Raw genomic sequence first — 24,046 nt, 5'->3', positions numbered from 1 at the left:
GTAATCAAATCGGCTCAATTTTGGCGGCGGTAGTGGAGAAAGACTTCTTGGGCGATCGCATTTACTGATAATAATTCCAGGCGCGGCGCAGCAATAGCTGCAAATCCCGTTCCGTCTACTGGTGTAGGTGCAGTATTACCGCCTAAAAGCACTGGGCAAATAGTTAACCACAATTCATCAATTAAATCTGCTGCTAGCATAGCTGCAACTACTTCGCCGCCGCCTAAAACTGCCAAGCGGCTTAAACCCATACTGGCTATTTTTGCCATAGCACAAGTCCAATCTATACCTGTAGCACCAGCAGTTTCGCAGACTAAAACTTGCTCGAAAAATTCTTTACCTTGCCACTGCTTTGCGCCAGCATTTGTAGTTAGCAACCATCGAGGTACTGGTTGGCGAAAAAAACGCAACTGGCGATCGATATTACCTTGACAAGACGCAACAATGTGTACTGGTTGGGGCGCTAAATTTTGCTCGTGTCTTTGCTGCACCAACTGAGGCTGAGAAACACGCAGAGTTGTCCCGTAAGCGCGGAGAGTCCCAGCACCAAATAACACAGCATCAGCAGCAGCAATTTGCCGTTCTAGATGCAATTTATCTTGCAGCGACGAAAACCGCGCAGGCGACCTTTGAGCATCAGCAATTTTACCATCCGCACTCATGGCTAAAACTACTGTGGTGTAGGGGCGATCGCTTGATAGTGGCATTTATTTCTAGATAGATGAGTAGAGACGTATTAGTGCTATATCCAGCCTCTACGTTTATTATTTTTACAGAGAGCAAGTATTATATTGAGACGAGTGCAAACAATAAATCTTTATAACGAGCGCTCTAATTATTGCTTGAGCAAAGCCAGGACTTATTGATGTATAAGATTTGTAACGTTAATAAGAGCTTGGTAGATAAGTATATTAGATCCTTGTGGAGATTTAGGGCTGCAAGCGGTAGATATTATTAATTACGTGTAAAACCCCGATTTATCGCGATCGCCGAACTAGAATTTAGAGATAGATGCTGAGTTGCAAAAGTCGCGTTAATCATTCGAGGATTTTGCATTTTCCTTGAGGGACATTCTATGGCTAAACCCGGTCCATCCTCGTTTCGCCGCATCCTACTATCACGAATATTGCTTTTGAGCTTACCAGTTTTGTTAATAGGCGAGGTGGCAGCGTTCCGTAAAGCCCGCCATAGTCTGCTGGCAACTTCTCGCCAACACGTCAATATCAGTGCTGAGAGAAAAAGCGAACGTTTCTTAGATACGATCGCTACCTTGCAAACAAAAATGCTGGTATCTAGTCAAACTATGGCGCTGAAGTCTGGTTCGCCATCGCAAGCGCAAAAGTTCCTCGATCGCCTGATGCTGCAATTACCTGATAATATTTACTGCATTCAATTAGTTGCTTTATCGACTAATAAAGCGATCGCGAGTACCTGCAACAACTACCGCCTAAGTCCAGCAGTTGACTCTAAAATGTGGTCGCAGCAAGAAAATGCGATTCTCGATCCCCAATCTGTTTACATTCAAGAAGCGATCGCCCCAAATAATAAAAAGCAAATGCAATTGCTGCTATCCGCGCCAGTTTACGATCGCACGGGGCAACTAAGTTATGTGTTAAGAATGCAGTCAGCTTTACGCCCAGAACATGATAATGACGGGCATCATCTAGGATCTATTGCCGATTCCACAGTAATTATTGCTGAAAATGGAACTATTTTGGCGCATCCCGATCGCAAACGCATAGGACGTAACATTAGTCAAGAAGCTAATGCCGAAGCATATAAAAAGATAATTAGTAATGCGATCGCTGGCAAGCAAGAAGTATTAGATTTATCTCTAGCTAAAAATGGCGCAAAATTTTTAGCAGGTTATACCGCTATACCTAGCCCAATTACTCAGGAACAAGGTCAGCGCTGGATAATTTTAGCTGTAACGCGTTTAGATAGTGCTTTATTTGGCTTGCAAGAAATTCAACTTGTTCTAGTTGTCTTAACTATTGGTTTATTAGGTGCAAGTTTATTAACAACGCTGCATCTGGCGCGGGACTTAACAGCGCCTTTAAAACAATTGCGCGACTATGCTCTAAAGCTGCAAAACTACCATGAAGTAGAGCGAATGCCGCACGATTTTCAAATTAAAGAATTCAATCAACTAGCCGAAGCCCTCGATCTGATGGTAGAGCGCTTAAAAAGTTCGGCAGAAGAGGTAGAAATAGCTTGGGAAGAAGCAAAAGCCGCTAATAATAGCAAAAGCAATTTTTTAGCCACAACCTCCCACGAACTCCGCAATCCCTTAAATGCCATAATCAATTGTATTCGTCTAGTTAGAGATGACTGCTGCGACGATCGCGCTGAAGAAATGGAGTTTTTGGAAAGAGCCGAGGATGCAGCAATTCATTTGTTAGGCATTATCAATGACTTGCTCGACATCGCCAAAATTGAATCTGGCAAACTTTCTTTGGTTTTAGAAGTTGTAGATTTGAGACAAGTATTAAAAGAAGCAATTAGCTTGCAATCAGTTCATGCCGAGCAAAAAAATTTACACTTATTAGCTTCGGAAGCACCTGAGCCAATTTTGGTTCAAGCCGATCGCGCCAAATTAAAGCAAGTATTAATTAATATTATCGGCAACGCTGTTAAATTTACCGAACAAGGTAGTATTACTGTCAAAACCAGGCTAGAAGCAGATGGCAATAGTTTAAGAGCGATCGTTGCCGTACAAGATACGGGAGTAGGAGTCGATCCTGCCCATCAACACAAGTTATTTCGCCCCTTTGTGATGGTAGATGGCACGACAACGCGCAAATTTGGCGGTACAGGTTTGGGATTGGCAATTTCCAAGACTTTGATGGAATTAATGGGCGGCAATATTATGCTGTGTAGTGCAGGTGTCAATCGCGGTACAACTGTGGCGATCGCTTTGCCTGTAGTTAATGCGGCTGAATTGAAAATGATGAATTTTGAGGAATTCGATCTTGGTTCAAAGCCGATTTCTGGAGGTGATGCGATCGGGCAACCAATTTTAGATCGCGCTGGTTGATTGTTGGTGTTGTTTTTACTAGATGTAGCAGTGCTACGTCTCTACATCGATTAATACTCTAAATGCTACTTCCGCTGCTGCTTGTTCTGCTGCTTTGATGGAACGCCCTTTGCCTTCGCCTAAATTGCGCCCTTGCAACCAAACTTCGGCGTGGAAACGCTCTAGCGAACCTGGATGTGGGGTAATTTCTCGAACGCGATATTCTGGCAATACTTTAAAGTGTCCTTGCGTCCATTCTTGCAAGGCAGCTTTGTAGTTGCGTCTAGCTGGATCTAAACGAATTTCGCCTGCTAACTTTTTAAAGTGCGGATCTAACCAAGGGCGAATTAATTTTAGACTGTGAGTGCTGAGATATAAAGCACCTAATACAGCCTCGAAAGCATCAGCTAAACGGGTTTGTTCGCCACCTTTATCGGCGCTAGCGCTACCAGTCACTAATATATATAGCTCCAAGCCGTAATCAGTAGCTAAAGTTGCTAAGATGCGATCGCTCACTATTACAGAACGAATTGCCGCAAATTCGCCTACCGTCCAATCTGGATGCGTCTCCCATAACACTTCTGCTGCTGCTAACCGCACTACTGCATCGCCCACAAACTCTAATTGCTCGTAATTTGCCTGGGGAGAAACGCTGGGATGAGTTAGCGCCAGATCGAGTAATTCCCATTTTATCGGTGCTGTTATAGGTAGCCCTAATTTTTTGACTAAATCTTCTAGTTGCTTTTGGCGACGTGGATAACTCAAAGCCATGACAATTTAATTAGGGAGTTTTGCTGCAAATTTTCTCTATATTATTGCCCTGTGATGCTGTTATGAATTTGCCCTTGGTTTATCATCCCGATTATGTTGCGCCTATAGGTGAAGAACATCGCTTTCCCATGCCTAAGTTTCGCCAACTGTACGATCTCCTACTTAGCGATCGCGTCGCCCATCAGGAACAATTTTACTTACCAGAAATTCCGCCGCCTAGTTGGATTGAATTAGTACATACTCCCCAATACGTCCAAGCTTACACTCAAGGTACTTTGGACTACAAAGCGCAACGGCGAATCGGTTTACCTTGGAGTCCGGCTTTGGTTAAACGCACTTGTACGGCGGTAGGCGGGACAATTTTGACAGCAAAACTAGCCCTAGAACGAGGTATAGCTTGCAATACGGCAGGTGGGACTCATCATGCTTTTCCTAGCTATGGTTCTGGTTTTTGTATTTTCAACGATTTGGCGATCGCCGCGCGGGTGCTGCAACATCTTAATATTATTCGTAAAGTCCTAATTATCGATTTAGACGTGCATCAAGGTGATGGCACTGCGTTTATTTTTCAAAACGATTGCAGTGTTTTTACGTTCTCCATGCACTGCGAAGTAAATTTTCCTGGTACTAAACAAAAAAGCGATTTAGATGTACCTCTCCCCGTTGGGATGGAAGATGATGATTATTTGCAAATTTTAGCTAGCCATTTATCCGACGTGCTGCGGCAAGTTAATCCAGATTTAGTTTTATACGATGCAGGCGTAGATACTCATGCAGGCGATCGCTTGGGCAAATTGGCAATGACTGATTCAGGGATATTTCGCCGCGAGATGCAAGTTTTAAGTACCTGCATGGCAGCTAGATATCCGGTTGCTTGCGTAATTGGTGGCGGTTATGCTGATGATTTGAGTAGTTTGGTTTACCGTCATTCTTTGCTCCACCGCGCTGCTAGTGAAGTTTATCATCACTATAGACTTTAATTTTTGCTTGTAATAGTCGAGGTAAAATAGTTGTAAGTAAATAAAGAATTTCTCTCCAACAGATAATTTGTACTCAAGACAGAGGGATCTTTAAGTGTCCCTAGATACAATTTACCAAAACGCTATACAGGAAGCCGAGGAAAAAACTGTGCTGCTATCAAAAGGCTTTGAAGTTGAGATGTACACTGGAACGCCGCAAGGCGATGTTGTTGGTCTTTCCGACAAAATTGTTGCCGATCTCGATGGATATATGCGCGAGCCAGATAGCCGTAATGTTGAATACGTTACTGCGCCTTTTTTGCAGTATGAAAAGCTGTTATGCGAATTAGTCTTACCAAGGCTGCGGCTGCGAAACTATCTGCAACGTTTGGGCAATTACACGCTGATTCCTGGTAGCACTCTATCTTTAGGTGGTAGCGAGTCGTTTCATCGCTCCGATCCGGAAAATCCTTATCACACGTATATCGAACAAACTTACGGTACTAAGGTAGTCACCGCTAGCATCCATATCAATATTGGTATTAGCGAACCTGAATTGCTGATGCGGGCGTGCCGCTTGCTGCGCGTGGAAGCGCCTTTATATCTTGCCCTCAGCGCTTCTTCACCGTTTTTAGATGGTAAAGTTACGGGCTATCATTCTACGCGGTGGGGGCTGTTTCCCCAAACTCCTGAGTATGTGCCTTTATTTGAAAGTCACGCTCATCATATTGAATGGGTAGAAGCACAATTAGCTGCGGGAACAATGCAAAATGTCCGTCATCTGTGGACATCTGTAAGACCAAATGGCGATCGCCGCCCTTACGATCTAAATCGTCTAGAACTGCGAATTTGCGATTTGGTTAGCGATCCTATTTCTCTACTAGCAATTACGGCTTTGATAGAGGCGCGGTTGTGGCAGCTAATTAACGATCCAAGCTTAGATCCTTTAACAAGTAGTACGCTACCAGCTTCGACTCGTGCTAGCGATTTAATTGATATTACTGCAAGTAATGAAGTTGCTGCTGCTACTTCTAGTCTTGACGCTCAACTAAGACGCTGGCAAGATGGTAGCACTATTTTAGCTAAAGACTGGATTGCAGAAATTTATCAGGATGTATGGGCGATCGCTAAAGAACGTGGTTTTAGCTGTTTTCTTTCGCCTTTGTTAAAGATGCTCCGCGAAGGTAATGAAGCCCAGCAATGGTTAAGACTTCACGCTTGCGGCTTCGATCCTCGCCAAATTATTAACTACGCTCACTTGAATATGGCAGAGCGCGAGTTGGAATTGGAAGACAAGCTTTGTCCTTCTTTGGTTGCTTAGTACGGACGTAGGGCTTTGCTTTAATCTTCTAAATTAACTATAAAGACGCGAGGAGAGTGCTTTTCTAACTCTGTTCGCGCTTTTAGCTTTTTTTACCGTTCAGAATATCTAATCAATCAGTTAGAGAAAGCAACTATTAAAAAAAACTATCAGTTTTCTATGTCTGTGGTTAGACTATGGTTAACCAAAAATATGTAGCCAATTTAAGCTAATTTCTGAGTTAATGCCGCAAATTGTTTTAGTTAATCCGCAAATTCCCCCAAATACAGGTAATATTGCTCGCACTTGCGCTGCTACTTGTACGGAACTTCATTTAGTAGCACCTCTAGGCTTTGAAATTAGCGATCGCTATCTCAAACGGGCTGGGCTAGATTATTGGTCTTATGTCAACTTAACTTGCCACGAGTCAATTAGTGCTTTTGCCAGCTACCAGCAACAGCGGGGCGGGCGAACGATTGGTTTTAGCGTTCGCGGTAGTTCTAGCTATCTACAATTTAAGTTTCAAGCGGATGACTGGTTGTTATTTGGTAGTGAAACTACTGGATTGTCGCCTGCTGTTCTTGCTGGCTGTACGACAACTGTATATATACCGATGATGCAGCCAGGAGTACGCAGTTTAAATCTTTCTGTCAGTGTATCAATAGGACTATTCGAGGCTTATCGTCAAATCGGCTACTGGGAATGATTGGCTTGAGGGCGTAGTGGGGCAACACTAAATAAATTCAGCTAAGTTTGCAACTCTATTTAGATACATATAATTAAATTTGTAAAATTATATTTTCTTGATTATCTAGTTGCTGACAGTTAGTAGAGCTATAATCTCTCTTTTTAGCAATTTAAAGAGGATGTTGGCAATTAGAAGCTACAAAACTGCCAAAATTATCAATATGCATTGATTTCCATCTTAAATTGCTTAAATGCTAACGATTATTTTGCTTGGACAGCCAGCCAGCGATAGTGGCATTAGATAAGAAATTTATATATAGTAGCGGTTGGTCAACACTAAATTAGTGATATGTAATGCTTGCCTAAATCAACTAGCTAAATCGGCAGAAAAAGTTATTAAAACCTGCTCTTGCAAGCATTACCAGATAAAAGAGCAAAACATCTTTACTAAGCGCGATCGCTAAAACCGTCAAAACTTGCTCTTGCTTTTTGCCAAAACAATTAGCTAAATTCGGCTGTTGTGTTTCAGCTAAGTCTGGAAAGGTCAGACAAAATAAAAAGTTGCAGTGAATATCCAGACTCAAAACCAGTAGTAGTAAAATTTCACTGTCATAGAGGATATAAAAATGACATAGACTAAACTTCAGACAGATGACCTGAGTCAAAAACAATCTAAAAACATTGAAATATTCTCAATTTCGTGTAAACTTGTGTAAATTAAATTAGCCAAATGACATTACTTAAATTATGTCTATTGGATGTAGGCGGAAAAGTTTGTGTAGTGTCCTCAATGCTTGGCTAAAATCGGCTCTAAAGTAGTAACGAATTAAAGTTAGTTAGGCAAAGCGTGTTTCTAGGAGGTCGTTTTTTGAAACGAGCATGGATGAAAAAGGTTAAGGCTGTTCCTGGTTGCAAAATCAAAGATGACTTAGAAGGGAAACTGAAGCATGGGCAGCCAAAAGTAAAGTTGCGGCTATTTCAGACCTCAGCAGCAACAATCGGACTGATAGCTTCAATAGGAACGCCCAACCTTTTACTAGCACTGGGCAGCGATCGCGCTCCTGCTGCCCAAGCCCCAAGCGAGGGAGAAACAATTAACCAGGCTGTTCCCACACTAGAAGCAATACAAGGTGCTAATGCTTTAGGGCAAGAACCACCAGCAGCGCAAATCGCCCCTGCTAGCGTACAGGTTGAAGTAATTCCCGTACAGACTATACAACCGCAGGTAGTAAAGAGCGATCGCCTTGCCGAACGTTTAAAGACAAGGCAAGAAGCAAACACTAAAGTACATCAAGCTGCGCCAACAAGCATTGAAGTAGAAACAGCAACAAGGACGCGATCGCCAGAGCAAAATTATCAGCCGCCCGCGCTGCCAGTAGAGACAGCGCCCGCAAACGTTCAAGTCAACATTGAGCCAGTAGAAACAATTGCTGCTAGTCCTCAAACGCCTGCAGACAGCCGCGTAAATCGGTTAGTAACACGTCTTAAAGCGAACAAAAATGCTACCCAGCAGGTACAAGCTCCTCTAACTCAAAGCGCTTCAGCACCAGAACCGACCGCAGAACAGTGGGCAGTGCAGCCACAACCAGTAGTAGTGAATCGAGAAGCTGATAGTGCTTGGACAGCGAAGCAAAGATTGCTGATAGATCGCTTGAAGCAAAAAGAGCAATCAAGTCAGCTATCTAGTGTTAGCGAACCAACAACACCTGCAGTTAAGTTACAGCAGCCACAAACAGCGATCGCACCCACCACAGCATCGGTAAACGAGCAACAGGCGTTGCCGAGCAATAACAGAGTAGTAGAAGTTACGCCCCAACAACAGCCAGAAATCGCAGTTAGTAGCGATAAAGGTACTGAGACAGTACAGCCATCTTCAACAGATAGATTGCTAAAAAGGCTAGGCTTGCCAGCAACCCAAACGCAAGAGGAAGTTGCTAGCAGTGTGGGAGAAGATGCAACCCAAAAAGAGCCAGCAAGTACGATCGCAATTGATGAAACTCAGGAAGTAGGGAAGGAACAGCAAACAGAACAACTATTACAATCAGTATTTGTTCTACCAGACTCAAAAACTCCAGAAATAGCCACCGACGCACAAATAAGTGCAGAAACACAGAACAGTCAGCCACAAACAGCTAGCGCACCAGTTAGCCCTCCTGCTAGCGCAGAAGTTGCCTCGGTGACGCTAGAATTAGTATCTGGCGCTGACGGCTCTAACGTAGCCGAGCCAGAACCAGAATATCAAGTGAAATCTGGAGACACGTTGAGCGCGATCGCAACAGAGCATAAAGTATCTGTACCGGAAATTGTCAGCGCTAACCAACTGCAAGATCCAAACTTACTCTTGGTCAATCAAAGGATCGTAATTCCTAGCTTAGTTGATAAAAAGAAGATTGAAAAAGTAACAGTTGCTATGCTGCCAGAAATTGAGCCAGCACAGGCAACTAACGTACCTGCTCCCGTACTTGAAACTAACGCATCAAATCCGGCAGTTTTAGTTGCAGCCAATAGCTCTAACCAGCAGCCTGTAGATTTGGTCAATCAATCGCCAGCAAACTCATTTAACGGGATTGGCGGTAGCACTGCTGATGAAGTAGAAGCGCCTAAACTGAGTCAAGCACAGCTAGAACAATTGCAAGCGCAGTATGCCCAAAAACTGCAAAACGACGTGCAAAAGCTGCAGCACAAATACTACGCGCAAAACAATAGTAATTCGTCCGCTCAAGCTGTAAAACCTCGCCTACCTGCAATTAGTAAGCCTCCAGTAAGTAGCAAGCTGTCGGATGACGAACCAGTTAATCCTGAATTTGTCGTAGCACAAACGGCTCAAGACTTAAAGCCAGCACAGCCAAAGCAACTAACAATCAAAACCAATTATGCAGTTCCAGCTAAAGGCAGAGTCGCCACTGCACCGACAGATATTGACTCTAGCGAAAGCTTTAGAGGACAGCAAGTATCGCCAGAATTGCCACCTTTAGCACCAGTTGAGAACTATTTACCTCAACCTAACGGTAGCCGAGGTTCCTTTAATGGCTATATTTGGCCAGCTAAGGGTAGATTGAGTTCCGGTTTTGGCTATCGTTGGGGACGTATGCATAGAGGCATTGACATTGCCGCACCGGTAGGAACGCCAATATTTGCTGTAGCTGAGGGTGTTGTCGTCAGGTCTGGTTGGAGTAGAGGTGGTTATGGCAACTTAGTTGATATCCAACACCCCGATGGGACGTTGACTCGTTACGCCCATAACTATCGGTTGTTGGTGCAACCAGGGCAACAAGTCACACAAGGACAACAAATTTCCTTGATGGGTAGCACTGGTCGCAGTACAGGACCCCACTTACATTTTGAGGTACATCCTAACGGTAAAAAGGCAGTGAATCCGATCGCTTTGTTACCGCCAAAACCAAAAAAGAAGTAATAAAATAAGGGCGTATTTATAAATGCGCCCCTACTTCTTTTCTAAGTATTGAAATAGGCTTTAAAATTTTTAATATCCTCTTACCTTGCTGTTTAAACACTACACGCACGTGTTGGCGGTTAATTAAAATCTTGTTTTCTACATCATCCGATAAGATTGCTGCGATCGCGCCTGGAAACGACCAATAGGAATGCACATCGGCGTACCAGCAACCGGATCTGTAATAATGCGACACGATAGCATAAATACTTGCTCAATTGTGTCTTCAGTCATAACTTGACTGGGCGTACCTTGAGCATAAATCCGCCCCGATGCGATCGCCACTAAATAATCTGCATAGCGACAAGCTTGATTCAAATCGTGCAGAACCATAACAATTGTTCTTCCCTGCGTCTGATTCAAGTCATACAACAGATCCAAAACTTCCACTTGATGAGCCAGATCCAAAAAAGTAGTCGGTTCGTCCAGCAACAACACCTCAGTATTTTGCGCCAACGCCATTGCAATCCAAGCCCTTTGTCTTTGTCCCCCCGACAGAGTTTCTAAAGGACGATTTGCTAAATGCATCAAATTAGTAGTAACCAAAGCTTGCTCCGTCAACCGTTCGTCTTCCGGCGACCATTGCTGCAACCAGCCTTGATGCGGATAACGCCCTTGCGCCACCAGTTCGCGTACTGTCAAGCCTTCAGGCGCAACCGGACTTTGAGGTAAAATGCCTAATTGCTTGGCTACTTCTTTCGTAGACAACTTAGCAATAGACTTACCATCCAAAAAAACCGTCCCCGTACGCGGCTTTAACAACCTTGCCAATCCCCTGAGCAGCGTTGACTTACCACAACCATTTGCCCCTACCAACACAGTAATTTTGCCAGCAGGAATAGCGATCTCTAGATCGGAAATAATGCAAGTGCGATCGTAAGTGAGTGTTAACTTTTGGGTTGTCAGCGCTTGTTTATTCATTGGTTGCGGTTGCGATAAAGCAAGTAAAGAAAGTAAGAACGCCTACGATCGCTGCAATCATACCGCAAGGCAGCCCGATCGGCGCATTCAATAACTGCCTTGCTAAGTCTGCTAAAGCTACCATAATTCCCCAAAAAACCCAAACCTGCATAAACTGATAAACCAGTGTAGCCTGATACGCACAATTAGGTGTTCCTGATAAGAACCATCAAAAGCCGTCACAGCATCATATATAGTTGGTAGCGGCAAATCTACAGCACCCAAAGAAATACTAGCGATCGCCCAAATCGCCAGTATTATTAGTCCTAGCAGCAATCTACCTAGCAATTGCAAGTGAGATTGAAACCAAGTTATTTTGCGTTGCTCAGTGCTGTTCAACACATGATTGCCAAGGTAAAGGATAATTTGTCAGGTTGTGGCTGCAAATATAGGTGCTAACTGATAGCGAGTATCGCTTACTATTAGTTTTTCTTTGGCAACGTTTGAGTCTTCATCTCCAACAATTTTTCTAACTAATTGATATTTCTTCTCAAATGAACGTAAACCTAATGCGAGTCTATGTCAAGTATTAGAACAAGCAAAAAGCGCAAAACATATAGATTCAATCCAGCTTAACAACTCAAAAGTGCTGTACAGCAAAAGTTTTAGTCAGTGTATAATTTGTTAACAACAAACACTTACATCAATATTGATTAGTAGAGACTCTAACCTACAGCAAAATCTGTTAGTTGGCGCATTTTAGGAGGATGAAACCTGATAACTATGTCTTGTTTTCGTACTCCCATCTCAATTAATTCGGTAGTGATATCAAGAAATACTACCTGAAATTGAAATAATGGTATTAGAAATTATTAGAAAGCATTTTCAATAGTGCGATCGCCACTCTCGTAGGGTGCGTTGTACATCAACGCACCCTACAATTTACTTTACCGCGTTTTAGCACGATCGCACTCGCATACTACCGCTTGCCTCGCGTAAGTGATGCAGAAAATTACAGCTTGAAAATATCTATTAGTATTCTGCCGCCCCGATATCACGCGCAGAACCCCTGGAGGCTGAATTGCCGTAAATGTCTTGTGAGGAATTTGCCCACGATAATTCTACATTGGTCGCCGCATTAATCGCAGAGCTACCAGATCGCAAGCGGAAGTTAGCACTTGCAGGATCTACAAATAATGGGTCTACCTTCTTCGATGCTGGATTGGGGCTATTAGAGCCAGCAATAAAAAGTAACTGCGGTCCAGAGTAGGAATCGGCTTGCCAATAGATATTATTTGATTCGCCAAACTTTGCATCCGACTCGACTAAATATCTATGGGGATTTTGACTTGCCACCATAATGTTGTTACGTGCTTGCAAAATATCTGCACTACATCCCTCAATGCATAAAATACCACCATTGAGCCAATATCCCGTATTGTGATAAAACTCTGTACCTAGGTTAGCCCCCCAGCCACTTTTGTATCCGCGCACTAATAAGAACTCTCCACCTCGTTTCTGTAATTGGTCGAGGGTAGACGGGCTGATATATGGTGATTCAAAGCCAAAAGCGCTGTACGTGTTATACGCATACTTATTGTTTTCGGCTCGCTCATCGCTAGTGCCACCAAGCTCGGTAAAGGTAGATTCGCGCCAGCTTGTATTGTGATGAATATAATTATTGCTGCCCTTGTAGACTTCAACACTTGCACCATCAACATCGTAGTCCTCAGAACAGCCGACATTGCCCTCGAAGTAGTTGTAGGCGACTTCGTTATAGTCGCCGTTGAGCAATATGCCCCATGCTCCAGCGTCGTCATTGCCATTTTGAGAGCGCGGGGTAAGGCGATCCATCACGTTGTTGAACGTTAATCTGTTAAATAATGCTTTATTAGTGCGCGAACCTTCTCCAAAGCGTACGCCAGCAGTAAAGCCGCTAGCCTCGCTGTATCGCACGATATTATGCGAACTGCCGCTTCTGGTATCGAAGCCAATTAACCACCCAACAGGTTGAGATTTACATTTTTGAGCGTTTGCAGACCCCCCTGGCTTAGTTGCACGTACCTTAATGTACTCAAAAATTTGATGTTGCCCAGTAATTTTGACCACTTCATTGCTCTCGGCTCCCTTGTCGATCGCAGGTAAAGGAAGAGCGGAACTACCATAAGCTCCAAATGCAATTGGGGCGTTGCTGCTGCCAGTCCACCTAGCATTAAGCGGACCCTTGAAGCTGCAACCACGTTTGAGCAGCAAACTATCGCCTGGATTTAGTTTTAATGGGTTACTCCAACGGTTAACCGGATTCAGTGTTTTCCAGGCACTACTTGGGGTCGTACCGTTATTGTTATCGCTACCATTGGTACAGTCTACGTAGTATGTCTTGCCCTGCGGTACGCCTTCCACCACCACTTGTCTGATAGCGATCGCATTGCCACGATTGACGAGCCGGATGTAGCGCGATCTTTGATTATTAAACCCATACCGCTCCAGGTCGGCTGTGCGTTGGCTGTTTTGGTCGGCTAAGACTCGCTTCCAACTAATCCCGTCCGTCGATACGTCCACATCGAAAGTGCTAGTGCGTTTGTCACCCTCATAAAACTTAATTTTTACAGCGTTTACTGTTGCCAGCCCACCTGTGTTGAGTTCGAGGTACTGACCCTTGCCATCAGCATTCCACCAAGTATTGTCATTGTTGTCGAGAACATTAGTCGCCATGCCTTTGGTATTCTTCGAGCTAGCTGTTGCATCCGCAATGAAGAGGTTGTTTGTGTTTTGAGCTACTACTGGATTAATCGAGCTACTAATGGCGGAGGTAGTGCAGATCGCAACAACTATGGAACTTTTTAACATCAATCAATCCTTACAATTTAAATCAGACATATCGCTCCAACATATCGATTGACTCTTTTGCCTGATGCCTCTGTTCTGGTTTTGGTGACACTTCCTAGCATTCCTAATTTTTCATCCGCTTGAAAGTCACAGGTTGTATATGCAAGCATCTTATTTTGCTAGGTTAAGAGTGGCAAACAAAGAGCGATCGCATCTGTGGATGTTGGCTGTTAAAAAAATATAACGTTTGCTCGAATGTTGCAAATACATTTTTTCTTCTGGGGCATCGCCAAATGAGGCATGACTTTGTCTCTCGTTGTCTATCCCCAAGTTGCAAGCCTTTCGTTGAAGAGCGATCGCCTAATGCTGAATATATAGCTATATGGCTGCCAGACAGTGTAGAAACAGAACGGAGTGCAAGTTTTGCCCTCACTCTAAAGTTGGCTTGCCAATTTCCAAAGCTACAAATCTATCTTCTTTGTCAACTCCTAACCACTCTAGCAACATTGGCGGCAGCACATCTAGATGTATTTTAGAAATATCGCCAGGTCGTCTAGCATAGATATCAACTTCATGTCCTAAATCTTTAAACCTGTATTCTGATTTAATATAAACGTTTCGGATCCAGTTGGAAAAATAGCACAACAAAAGCTATTTTTATTAGAAAAATCCTAAATTATCAAGCAATATTAATTAGCTTACAAGATGAAACGTAAGTTAATTAAATTTAAATAAAAATATAGTCCAAACAGGCTGATTAACTCTTAACCTTTGTTTAAGTTCCGTTAAACACCTTTTCAAAAGATTTGCCTTATTTTAAAAGTACAAATTTAAAATCTTTTTCAAACGGGATATAAAACGTTTTAAAAGTGGTGGTTTGTACAGGTTATTATATTTTTCGACTATAGGATTCATACTATTTTTAAAGCAATCAAAATTTCCCAGTTTCAGAGCTTCATCAAAAGCAATATGGCTTTGACTAGCCATTGATATTCTTAATTCATATATCTTTTTTTGTTTTTTATTTAGATGATCGAATTGAGCTTTGACGCGCTTTTTAGGTCTCCAAAAACCTGCTTTGTCTTGCAAATGGAGGCGATAAGCTAAACCATCGCGTCTATGTCGCAATCCCGCATCTTGGGATTTTGCAACTTCATCAGCATTAATGCTATCTAAATTCAATCTTCCTGAAGCTATACCACTCTCAATTAAAGTTTGAATTAATGGATTACGGACGACAACAACATTAGTACCGTCACTATCTTTAACGTATTGAGGCAACCAGGCATCCCCAACAACAATATCTGCGGTTTCAGCTATTACATCATCGCAGTAATCACAAGCTTGGTACTTGAAAAAGCCATGTCCCCAAAGATAGCCGTAAAAATCATGGTTGGACTTAGTAGTTTTAATTTCTTGGTTATCTTGATTGCTTACAACCTCGATACCATAACGATTTGCATCTTGATTAGGAATTTTCTTTCTGAAGTTAATAGCAAGAAGATGACCAGGTTTTACTCCACACTGCCAAGCAAACATATCAGCAAATCGAGTAGTTTTTAAATGTCCGCATACAAGTCCTATACAAAATCGAATGCTTTCACCAATAATGGGGTCATGTTTTGCTAAAAGACGAACTGCCTTAATAAAGCATGGAACACCAACTATTGCGTATCTGCCAGGGCGTTTCCGAACTAAATCTAAGACTTCTGACATTTCAATTGGATAGTAGCGTGACTTTGCACCAGCACGGATTTTATCAACTGAATCTGAAATTTGAAAACGAAATAACATCGGATCGGTTGCCGATGGTTTTTGTCCATGCACATGAATTACAGCATCAATCAAGTCTTGGTTAAATAGTTCATTAATAATCCATGTACCCATACCACCGGAACTACCATGCTGGCGAAAATCTTTTTCCGACACAAATCCAGCATAATTAGCTAAGTAGTAACCAATTTTATGATGGTACTGACAATTCTCACTAAAAAGTTCTTGACCTATTCGATCTTCGTTATCACTAACCCCTGAGAATGGGCAAACTGCCAGCACAGAAGCATTAGAAGTTTTACTACCATTTGAAGGATCTAGGGATGCTCCCAAACGACCATATTTATCCAAGGTTATATTAATTGGTGAATCACGAACAGATGCACAGGCTCCGCAACCAACACAATATCCACCTGCAACTACGGTATTGAATAGAGTAGATACTTCTTCTGATTGATTTTGGTGCATTTTAAATGTTTGTCCTTTAATCTTTAGCCGATTAATTAATCCAGAATTGTTGACTACTTAATGATTTAACTCATCTAAATATCAATTATCTGAGGAATCTTATCAAAATATTCAAAATTCCAATCAGGAACTTCTCTACTTTCAATAGATAAACACTGCTCAACAAGTAAGGGAATTGCGTCAATATCAGGCACAAATTTAATGAAAGAAAGTTCTTTAAACCAGTGCATTGCCGAAGTCAATTTATGATCTACGGTCGGCAATACTACACATGGCTTTCGGCATAAAATTGTAAAAATTAACCCGTGATAGCGATCCGTTACTACGACATCCGCAGCCTCAAATAAATCAAGTGTGCGCTCTAAAACTTCTTTCCTTTCATTGGCTTTGATAGGACTGGCAATTGTTGTATCAAAGTAGGTGCAATCATAAGGTAGTTTTTCGCCTATTTCCTTTCTTTGCTGGGCATTTAAGGCAGATTCGTCATCTAGTCTTAGACAAAGAAGAATTTTGGGTGGGTTATTCTTAATATCTGACCGCCTTGGTGGTAAAGACAACACAAAGTCAGGCGTACAGAATATTTTAGCTTTGGGAAATAATTCTTGAGCTAGCTCGCCACTTTTTGGATCGCGACCTATAACTGTGAGATTTGGGTGAGCAGTATAAATTCGGTGGCTATTCTCGCGTTCTATTCTGCCAGTTGGCGTATCGCTAAAGTAAATCGTTTGTGGCAAACTAACAATTTGGTTATCCGGGAATGAACTAATGAGTAAACGCCGGATGCTCTCAGACCAGATACCGCGATCGCCTAGATTTCCTCCACTGTGAAGAAAAAATAAATCATTGGGTTCGACTAATTGCTTTAAAGCTGGAAGCAATTTTTGAGATTCATCTTTATCTAGTTCAATAACTGGCAATTGCGGAAAATGTTTTTGTAGCCAAAGTCTAATAGCAACTACTTGGGCGTGATCGCCTACATTTGTTAAATGTGCTGGTGGCGTTAGGGCATAAATGATTTTGCGCTGATTCTTTAAATATTTATGATTATCTAAAAACTTTGCATTCTCTAATCTTTGTTTAAGTAGACGTACAAAACTACTTAATGGGCGCAGAAGTTTTTTAATCATAGTTATGAGGCTGAATTTTTATTGTTTGCGTTTGACGATGAGTAAGATTAAATCATAAAAATCATGAACTGCTGCTCTTATTGCTGGCAAAATAATCAAAATTAGCAAATTAATGACTGCATTAATTACAAAATCTATAAACAGACTAATTATAGGATGAAATTTTCCTAGCCATTGGCGAGTTTTCAGTAATGCTGACAAGAAACATAAAGATGCAAAGGTAGACGGAGCTATTATACGATATATGATATGTGAGGAGCATCCAGATTTGGCAGATTGACTTGTGTAGTTCAATATTTGCAGAAGCGAGAGCCACTGCTACATCAATATGAACTCTGAAGAAGCCCAAAGCCTACAAGAATGCGTGCAAGAGATTGCAGCTATCAAGAAGATGCTGAAAACCCCCTAGCTTCAGCAGGAAAAAGGTGGAGAAGCACGGCTTCAGAGCGCTGCTTCGTAACTGCCTTTGAGAATCCCCCTCGTTTCAGCAGGGGGAGTACGTCAACCTCTACAAAAATACTCCGGTCGAGCAACTAACAACTTTAGAGGAGATTGAAAAGTTAGTGCGACAGCAGATGCTAGAGCATATCAGTCCAGAAATAGGTCTTTTTTGTCAAGTAAGTTACTGGAACTGTCGCAGGTAAAACTACACAACAACAACTGGTGCAGCGACAGGAGTTGGAGATGCCAACAGGTGGCAAGGTGCGCTCGCGGGGCAACAAAGGGTAGACAAGTTATTGGCGGGACTATAAAGCTGTGCGGTTGGGGGCGAAACCCTCTTGCTGTTCAAGGACTGATTTAGGATTGCTATAGTTCCGCTGTCCAATATGAGGAAAAAAGCGATCGCTAACTTTAAACTATTATTTCTCAATCTCGAAATACTTTTTATTTGGCTCTAAATAAGTACGTTTTTTAGCATAAATATTTTTGAAGTGAAATTTTACGGTATTGAGACTAATTTGCAGAGTTTTAGCGATTTGTTGATAACTATATGCTTGCGATGACAAATTCAATATTTGGGTTTCGCGTTCTGTAAAAGCGTATTTCTTCTGCTCTGTACGCAATTCTTCTTCCCAAGTTGCATTGCGATCTTCTAAAAAAAATAAAATACATTCTCGATTTTGAGAGACGACAATATTTTCTTGTTCTAATGCACAGTTTAAAGGGCAGGCACGAATGCGAATAGTTTGCTTTTCATCAATCTGATAATCGACCATGAATAATGTATCTTTAGAAACATTGCTTTTAAATAACTGATGAGATAAATGAGAAAGAATCGGTGGAAGTTGAGATGAGGAATAATTCCTTCTATTCCAAAGCATCTGACAAATTTCTTTGGCTTTTAAATTTAGATAAGTTGGTTGCAAACTGGGAGAAATTATTAGTAACCCTTCCCTAATTAACTCCATTAACTTGCTTTGAATAAAATTAAAGTTAGAATATAAATTTTGCTGCATTTTCGTTGTTATTTTTATTTGCTAGTGCTTGGTAAAATCTTCATTATTTTGCTAAATGTAGTAGTAGACATTACATAGACTACCCGCATTAAAACCTGTCAAAATCAATCAAGTCATACCCATTTTCCTGCCATGCAGTAGAGGATAATCGGCGATCTTTGAACCAGTTTGATGAGGATACACCAGATGCAACTACTGACAGCTTTTCTGCAACTGCTTTGAGCGTCAGCATTTTGTAGGTAAATTCGCATCTAGTGCAGTTGGCGACTATTTTCTGACTTTTAGTTGCAGCGATCGCTACTGTTTCAAATTCTTGTCGTTTTTGACCATTCATATTGAAAAATGGCAATATTAAAGCAAAATTAAATCCATCATCTGTGTTAGTCTTTAATGGTACAGAAATCAGCAAACCAAGATTGCTTTGCTGTTGCCCAATCTCATCACCTTGGAAAGTAAACTTACCTTCAGAACTCTGGTAATCTAACTGGGGAATTTTTCGATTGCCTTGAAACATTCGCGGCAAAAAGACGATTTGTAAATTGTTAGATTGAGTATCAGTAAAGGTAAAGCGATCTGCTTGGTAAATTGGATGAGAATTTATTTGGTGTTGCATTGTATTTTAATCTGTCCTTATCAGTTTTTGAATTTATGTTTGCTAGCAAATTGTTTAAAAACGTACTTGCCTTGGCGTACTGGTGACGCGCAGTACAGATTCTTGTTGAAATTGCTCTTTATATTCATCAACAATTTCTTGGATTTCCTCTTCATCTTCTTGCGTGTTGAGATGAATTAAGATCAAAAGCTTTGTTTTTTCCTTGATAACTCCATTGCTACCTAAAAACTGCCCGTTAGCATCTATTACTGTTAATCCGTCGGGAAAGCGCGGCGTAACTTCTTTTTGCAAAAATATCTGAAAATCCCGCTCAGAAACTTGTCCTCTTGGCTTGTTGCTACCCAAGTACAACTCATCTTGGACAAATATATTTGTGCGGATCTCGTTAGTTGCTGGTGCTTGCGGAACTTGAGCGTCAACTTGTTTTAAAGAAGCAATAGAGCCTGTAAATAGCAGGCTAGTGATGAAAAGAGCGCTAAAACTTTTTTGTAAGGTTTGCATGATTTTTGTACTAACTATTTGTTATTGAGCGGTTGTACCCACTGACAATAAAGCTTTGACTGTTCGTCCGTTCGCCATACAGCAACTAGCTTGCTGCAATTATGAGGATTTTTATTAATAGCGATCGCATAGCAACCAATAATTTGTTAGTGCATTTTAAACCTATATATTTACTGGTAGTTGCGGGAAAACAATCACCACATTTCTAAATTAAGTGGGGATTTTGTGTTTGTCGTTACAGAAAATATCTGGACTTGGCAACTGATTAGCTTAAATAACTCAGAGCAACTGTTCTACCTCTCGCTCTTGTAGTAGTATTACTTCCTAACCAATTGAGCGCCAACGAAAATATATAAAGGAAATCAGTGCGATCTTTTTACCTCTGGAAATCTCAGGTAGAATTTAGATGCAGCGAGAGATAAAGCACAAAATGGATTTTGAGCAAGCGCTGGAAGTAGTTGATGCATCAGTGTTTGCCCGTTTCGGTAGACATCTAACAGATGTGGAAACTGCGATTTTGAGCGGAGCTTGGCAAAGTCAAACCTACGAGCAGATTGCTGTTACTTCAGGCTATTCGGCGAGCTACATTACCCGCGATGTTGGACCAAAAGTTTGGAAAAGTCTTAGTGAAGTATTAGGCGAAACCGTTAGCAAAACTAACTTTCAAGCAGCACTAGAGAGGCATTGGCGATCGCAAAATAAAACAATACAGAGCATAACCCGCCTAGACGCTGACAATGACTTCTTAGAAGTTCCTGTAGGGATAGTACCGCTCGATTCCGCATTTTATATCCAACGTCCTCCGATTGAAGAACGCGCCTACGCCCAAGTTAGCAAACCTGGTAGCTTAATTCGCATCACCGCCCCTAGACAAATGGGCAAAACTTCTCTCATGCACAGAATTCTAGATCGTGCTAGGCAAGAGGGTTTACGCACTGTGCTATTGAGTTTGCAGCAAGCAGATAACAGCATTTTCACATCGTTAGATAAATTTTTGCGCTGGTTAGGAGCTAATGTCAGTCGACAGCTAACCCTTGAACCAAAACTAGATGCTTATTGGGATGCAGATATTGGCAGCAAAGTTAGCTGCACCATATATTTCCAGGAATATTTGCTATCAGAAATTAACTCGCCAATTGTCTTAGCATTGGATGAAGTCAATCGAATTTTTGAGTATCCCGAAATTTATCTCGACTTTCTCCCACTCCTGCGCTCTTGGTACGAGGATGCAGTAGAACTAGAAAAGTGGCAAAAGCTCCGGCTCATAGTAGTTCATACTACAGAAGCTTATATTCCCCTAGATATCAATCAATCTCCCTTTAATGTCGGGCTGCCGATTAAATTACCAGAATTTAGCCTCGAACAGGTGCAAGATTTAGCAGCGCGTCACCACCTAAATTGGCTCAAACAAGAACAATTAACTGCCTTGTGGGCGCTTGTGGGCGGACATCCTTATTTAGTAAGAGTTGCAATGTATCATTTAGCACGTCAAGAAATATCCCTTGCCGAACTCTTACAGACGGCTCCCACTGTAGCAGGTATTTATAGCGATCGCTTACGCCATCATCTTGCCTATCTCCAAGAGCATCCCGAACTTGCAACAGCATTCAAGCAGGTAGTAGAAGCTGATGAGCCATTGCCGTTAGAAGCGATCGCTGCCTATAAATTAGAAAGTATGGGTTTAGTCAAACTACAAGCAAACCTAGCAACGCCAAGCTGCCAATTGTATCGATTGTACTTCCGCGCACAATTGAGCTAAAGCTATGGATAAGTATGAATATCAAGTTGGTGGCAGTTTAAGGATGGATGCGCCAACTTACGTAGAGCGCCAAGCGGACTTTGAACTCTATCGTGCCTTGCTAAGGGGCGAGTTTTGTTATGTATTTAGTTCTCGCCAGATGGGCAAATCTAGTTTGCGCTTGCGGACTCGAAATCGGTTGGAAAAGGCTGGTTATGTTTGCGCTTCTGTGGATCTAACGCGGATCGGTAGCGAACATATTACTCCGGCTCAGTGGTATAAGGGCATAGTAGTTGACTTATTACGGGGTTTTAATCTACTTGGCAAAGTAAATCTCAAAGCTTGGTGGCAGGAAAGGGAAGATTTAACGCCATTGCAACGATTGAGTGAGTTTATTGAAGATATTTTGTTAGTTCAAGTTCAAGCTAAAATTTTTATTTTTGTTGATGAAATTGATAGTATTTTGGGGCTTGATTTTCCTACAGCAGATTTTTTCGCTTTAATTAGATATTGCTACAACCAAAGAGCAGAAAATCCAGCTTATAACCGCCTTACTTGGGCGCTATTTGGCGTTGCTACGCCCACAGATTTAATTGGCGATCGCCAGCGCACTCCCTTTAATATTGGTAAATCTATCAATTTAACTGGTTTTAAACTAGCTGAAATTCAGCCCTTAGCCGCTGGATTAGAAGGCAAAGTAGATAACCCTTTAGCAGTGCTTAAAGAAATTTTGGCTTGGACAAATGGGCAGCCGTTTCTGACTCAAAAGCTTTGTCAGCTTATCATCCAACAACGTTCTAGTAGCAATTATTCCCCATCTGACAACGGGGAAGAAGTGGAGGAGCGCTATAAGTTAGACACTCATTTACCAATTGTTAATTATCACTTGATTGGCTTTTATCATCAATTTTCGCCCTTGCTCCTAGAAAAACTGGTGCGATCGCATATTATTGAAAACTGGGAAGCAAAGGACGAACCAGAGCATTTACAGACAATCCGCGATCGCTTATTGAGAAACGAACACTATGCAGGGGCGCTATTGAAGCTTGTTAGGCAAATATTGCAAGGAGTTGAAGTAGTATCAGATGGCTCCAAAGAACAAATAGAACTGCTGTTATCTGGAATTGCTACCGAGCAAAACGGACAACTGCAAATTAAAAATCGCATTTATGCCGAAGTTTTTTCTTTAGCTTGGATAGAGCAACAATTAACTAAACTGCGTCCTTATTCCCTATCTTTACAACAATGGATCGCAACACAAGATTCAGACTTACTATTGCGCGGACAAGCCTTAAACCAAGCTCAACAATGGGCGGAGGGCAAAAGTTTGAGCGATTTAGATTATCAATTTTTACTCAAAAGCCAACAATGCGATCGCTCTGAAGTAGAAACCAAGCTAAAACAAGTTACTCAGCGGCAAAAATTACTGGCGATCGTTCTAAGTTCGCTCGTACTCGTTTTAGGAACAATACTTTTATGGCAATTTTTAAATTACTCTTCATTAGTCATACCAGTAGGGTGCGTTTTCAAAACGCACCCTACAAGATCGGCATCTCTCTTAGGATTCGTTAGGCAAATTATTGGGGTCAACACCCTGAGACTGTAAATAGGCAATTAGCCTTTCTTTCTGCTGGCGTTCTTGTTCGGCGCGTTGGCGTTCTTGTTCTATCTGTTCTACTGCCCACAGTAACAAATTACCTGTTTCATCCCACCACCGCAACCAATAACCTGTTCGAGATTCTTTTGTACCTTGCCAAGTACCTAAAAATAGTCCCATCGGTGCAATCCAATGACGACCATTTTCATCAGGTTGCTTTAATTCGTAGCGTCCGTTTTCCAGTTGGTAAAATTCCAGCAGACCACTATCTGGCTCAAATATTACGTAAACGGGAACTTGGAGAATTTGTTCGTAGAAAAACCATTTTCCTGGTGGATAACTGCGTTTGATTGAATATTCTCCACCCTCAGTTTCCGATAAAAATTCCATTACTACCGCCGGAATATCACCCTCTGTATTGGGCGTGTAGCTTCTGCGGTTAGCTAACATTTGCTTTACACGAGGAACGTAAACCCAGTCAGGGGCTTTGGTAATAATCTGTTCGTTGAGCGTTGCACAAACAGCAAAATTGGAGGCTATTAACATTTGAGGTTGAATAAAACCGCTAATCTCCAAGCTTTCACGCAAAGCACCAGCCAAAATTGGCTGACCTGTATTCTCCACTGGGTCATCCTCTAATTGAAAATCATCGGGTAATAGTTCCCAAGTGATTATAAGTTCAGTTGCAGGTTTGGTTGCACTAAGCTTGGCGCTCATAAGTATTGCCCGATCGCGATCTGGTGTTTTTATTTTATCGGTTTGACAACTTTGGGCATTGCTTGAATCTAAAGGTTTTTAAAAATATCTGTAAATTTATAGATTTAATTGGTAGATCGATATTGTAAAGGTGTGCAGA

General features: G+C 41.8%; 21 protein-coding genes and 1 pseudogene. 9 read left to right on the top strand and 13 right to left on the bottom strand.

Translation table 11 applies throughout. The features are described 5' to 3' along the window. Nucleotides 1–14: 14 nt before the first annotated feature. Complete coding sequence (locus UH38_RS13025) at nt 15–707, bottom strand: RibD family protein (protein ID WP_045055083.1); 693 nt, start codon at nt 705–707, stop codon at nt 15–17. Between the two features lie 368 nt (nt 708–1,075). Here UH38_RS13025 and UH38_RS13020 point away from each other — a divergent pair, with 368 nt between their 5' ends. Further along, entirely contained in the window at nt 1,076–3,037 is a 1,962-nt protein-coding gene (locus UH38_RS13020; protein ID WP_052672379.1) for a sensor histidine kinase, read from the top strand. A gap of 33 nt (nt 3,038–3,070) precedes the next feature. On the opposite strand, the gene rnc is transcribed toward UH38_RS13020, so the two are convergent. Next, nucleotides 3,071–3,787 carry a ribonuclease III gene (gene rnc / locus UH38_RS13015; protein ID WP_045055082.1) on the bottom strand — a complete coding sequence of 239 codons (717 nt, stop codon included), beginning with the start codon at nt 3,785–3,787 and terminating at the stop codon, nt 3,071–3,073. Between the two features lie 62 nt (nt 3,788–3,849). Here rnc and UH38_RS13010 point away from each other — a divergent pair, with 62 nt between their 5' ends. The 4 genes from UH38_RS13010 to UH38_RS24860 all read left to right on the top strand — a co-directional run bounded on the left by UH38_RS13010 (nt 3,850) and on the right by UH38_RS24860 (nt 10,148). Continuing rightward, a complete protein-coding gene (locus UH38_RS13010; RefSeq protein WP_045055081.1) occupies nt 3,850–4,767 on the top strand; it encodes a histone deacetylase family protein in 918 nt (305 codons plus the stop codon). Between the two features lie 148 nt (nt 4,768–4,915). Next, nucleotides 4,916–6,067 (top strand): glutamate--cysteine ligase, encoded by a 1,152-nt coding sequence (gene gshA / locus UH38_RS13005; protein WP_045055105.1) that lies wholly within the window; start codon nt 4,916–4,918, stop codon nt 6,065–6,067. A 223-nt stretch (nt 6,068–6,290) separates the two neighbouring features. After that, nucleotides 6,291–6,752: a tRNA (cytidine(34)-2'-O)-methyltransferase gene (locus tag UH38_RS13000; protein WP_045055080.1), complete on the top strand. Its 462-nt coding sequence runs from the start codon at nt 6,291–6,293 to the stop codon at nt 6,750–6,752. Nucleotides 6,753–7,616: 864 nt separating this feature from the next. Next, on the top strand, nt 7,617–10,148 hold the full coding sequence (locus UH38_RS24860) for a peptidoglycan DD-metalloendopeptidase family protein (protein WP_052672378.1): 2,532 nt from the start codon (nt 7,617–7,619) through the stop codon (nt 10,146–10,148). Nucleotides 10,149–10,286: 138 nt separating this feature from the next. Here UH38_RS24860 and UH38_RS12985 read toward each other — a convergent pair whose 3' ends face one another. The 5 genes from UH38_RS12985 to UH38_RS12975 form a co-directional block, all read right to left on the bottom strand. Continuing rightward, nucleotides 10,287–11,108, bottom strand: coding sequence for an ABC transporter ATP-binding protein (locus UH38_RS12985; protein WP_045055078.1), 822 nt, complete (start codon nt 11,106–11,108; stop codon nt 10,287–10,289). Beyond that, nucleotides 11,101–11,232, bottom strand: coding sequence for a hypothetical protein (locus UH38_RS27890; protein ID WP_268748885.1), 132 nt, complete (start codon nt 11,230–11,232; stop codon nt 11,101–11,103). Before UH38_RS27890 ends, UH38_RS12985 begins: the two co-directional genes overlap by 8 nt. Continuing rightward, nucleotides 11,226–11,486 carry a hypothetical protein gene (locus UH38_RS12980; RefSeq protein WP_144405677.1) on the bottom strand — a complete coding sequence of 87 codons (261 nt, stop codon included), beginning with the start codon at nt 11,484–11,486 and terminating at the stop codon, nt 11,226–11,228. The genes UH38_RS27890 and UH38_RS12980 overlap by 7 nt, the downstream gene beginning before the upstream one ends. Nucleotides 11,487–11,812: 326 nt before the next feature. Further along, nucleotides 11,813–11,914: an element excision factor XisI family protein gene (locus UH38_RS28180; RefSeq protein WP_407640452.1), complete on the bottom strand. Its 102-nt coding sequence runs from the start codon at nt 11,912–11,914 to the stop codon at nt 11,813–11,815. A 205-nt stretch (nt 11,915–12,119) separates the two neighbouring features. Beyond that, nucleotides 12,120–13,937 (bottom strand): discoidin domain-containing protein, encoded by a 1,818-nt coding sequence (locus UH38_RS12975; RefSeq protein ID WP_045055076.1) that lies wholly within the window; start codon nt 13,935–13,937, stop codon nt 12,120–12,122. A gap of 272 nt (nt 13,938–14,209) precedes the next feature. Here UH38_RS12975 and UH38_RS26305 point away from each other — a divergent pair, with 272 nt between their 5' ends. Next, a complete protein-coding gene (locus tag UH38_RS26305) occupies nt 14,210–14,452 on the top strand; it encodes a hypothetical protein (protein WP_144405676.1) in 243 nt (80 codons plus the stop codon). Nucleotides 14,453–14,732: 280 nt separating this feature from the next. On the opposite strand, the gene UH38_RS12965 is transcribed toward UH38_RS26305, so the two are convergent. Then, nucleotides 14,733–16,157, bottom strand: coding sequence for a Coenzyme F420 hydrogenase/dehydrogenase, beta subunit C-terminal domain (locus tag UH38_RS12965; protein ID WP_082065380.1), 1,425 nt, complete (start codon nt 16,155–16,157; stop codon nt 14,733–14,735). A gap of 74 nt (nt 16,158–16,231) precedes the next feature. Beyond that, entirely contained in the window at nt 16,232–17,284 is a 1,053-nt protein-coding gene (locus tag UH38_RS12960; protein ID WP_045055073.1) for a polysaccharide pyruvyl transferase family protein, read from the bottom strand. Nucleotides 17,285–17,790: 506 nt separating this feature from the next. On the opposite strand from UH38_RS12960, the pseudogene UH38_RS28175 reads away from it, so the two are divergent. Further along, a pseudogene (locus UH38_RS28175) lies at nt 17,791–17,895 on the top strand (ISKra4 family transposase); the annotation flags it as partial. Nucleotides 17,896–18,144: 249 nt separating this feature from the next. Here UH38_RS28175 and UH38_RS24855 read toward each other — a convergent pair. The 3 genes from UH38_RS24855 to UH38_RS12940 form a co-directional block, all read right to left on the bottom strand. Continuing rightward, nucleotides 18,145–18,693, bottom strand: a complete 549-nt coding sequence (locus tag UH38_RS24855; RefSeq protein ID WP_160295958.1) for a helix-turn-helix transcriptional regulator — start codon at nt 18,691–18,693, stop codon at nt 18,145–18,147. Nucleotides 18,694–18,829: 136 nt separating this feature from the next. Continuing rightward, complete coding sequence (locus UH38_RS24850) at nt 18,830–19,354, bottom strand: hypothetical protein (RefSeq protein WP_052672376.1); 525 nt, start codon at nt 19,352–19,354, stop codon at nt 18,830–18,832. Nucleotides 19,355–19,408: 54 nt separating this feature from the next. After that, a complete protein-coding gene (locus tag UH38_RS12940; protein ID WP_045055071.1) occupies nt 19,409–19,855 on the bottom strand; it encodes a DUF3574 domain-containing protein in 447 nt (148 codons plus the stop codon). A gap of 430 nt (nt 19,856–20,285) precedes the next feature. On the opposite strand from UH38_RS12940, the gene UH38_RS12935 reads away from it, so the two are divergent. Both UH38_RS12935 and UH38_RS12930 read left to right on the top strand, forming a co-directional pair. Beyond that, entirely contained in the window at nt 20,286–21,614 is a 1,329-nt protein-coding gene (locus tag UH38_RS12935) for an AAA-like domain-containing protein (protein ID WP_045055101.1), read from the top strand. A 4-nt stretch (nt 21,615–21,618) separates the two neighbouring features. Next, nucleotides 21,619–23,199, top strand: a complete 1,581-nt coding sequence (locus UH38_RS12930) for an AAA-like domain-containing protein (protein ID WP_082065379.1) — start codon at nt 21,619–21,621, stop codon at nt 23,197–23,199. Here the strand turns inward: UH38_RS12930 and UH38_RS12925 are convergent. Further along, nucleotides 23,152–23,907 (bottom strand): Uma2 family endonuclease, encoded by a 756-nt coding sequence (locus tag UH38_RS12925; protein ID WP_045055070.1) that lies wholly within the window; start codon nt 23,905–23,907, stop codon nt 23,152–23,154. The genes UH38_RS12930 and UH38_RS12925 overlap by 48 nt on opposite strands. Nucleotides 23,908–24,046 lie beyond the last annotated feature (139 nt).

This window comes from Aliterella atlantica CENA595, from assembly GCF_000952155.1.
Classification (GTDB): Bacteria; Cyanobacteriota; Cyanobacteriia; order Cyanobacteriales; family Chroococcidiopsidaceae; genus Aliterella; species Aliterella atlantica.
This window is presented reverse-complemented; position numbering and strand designations above follow the sequence as displayed.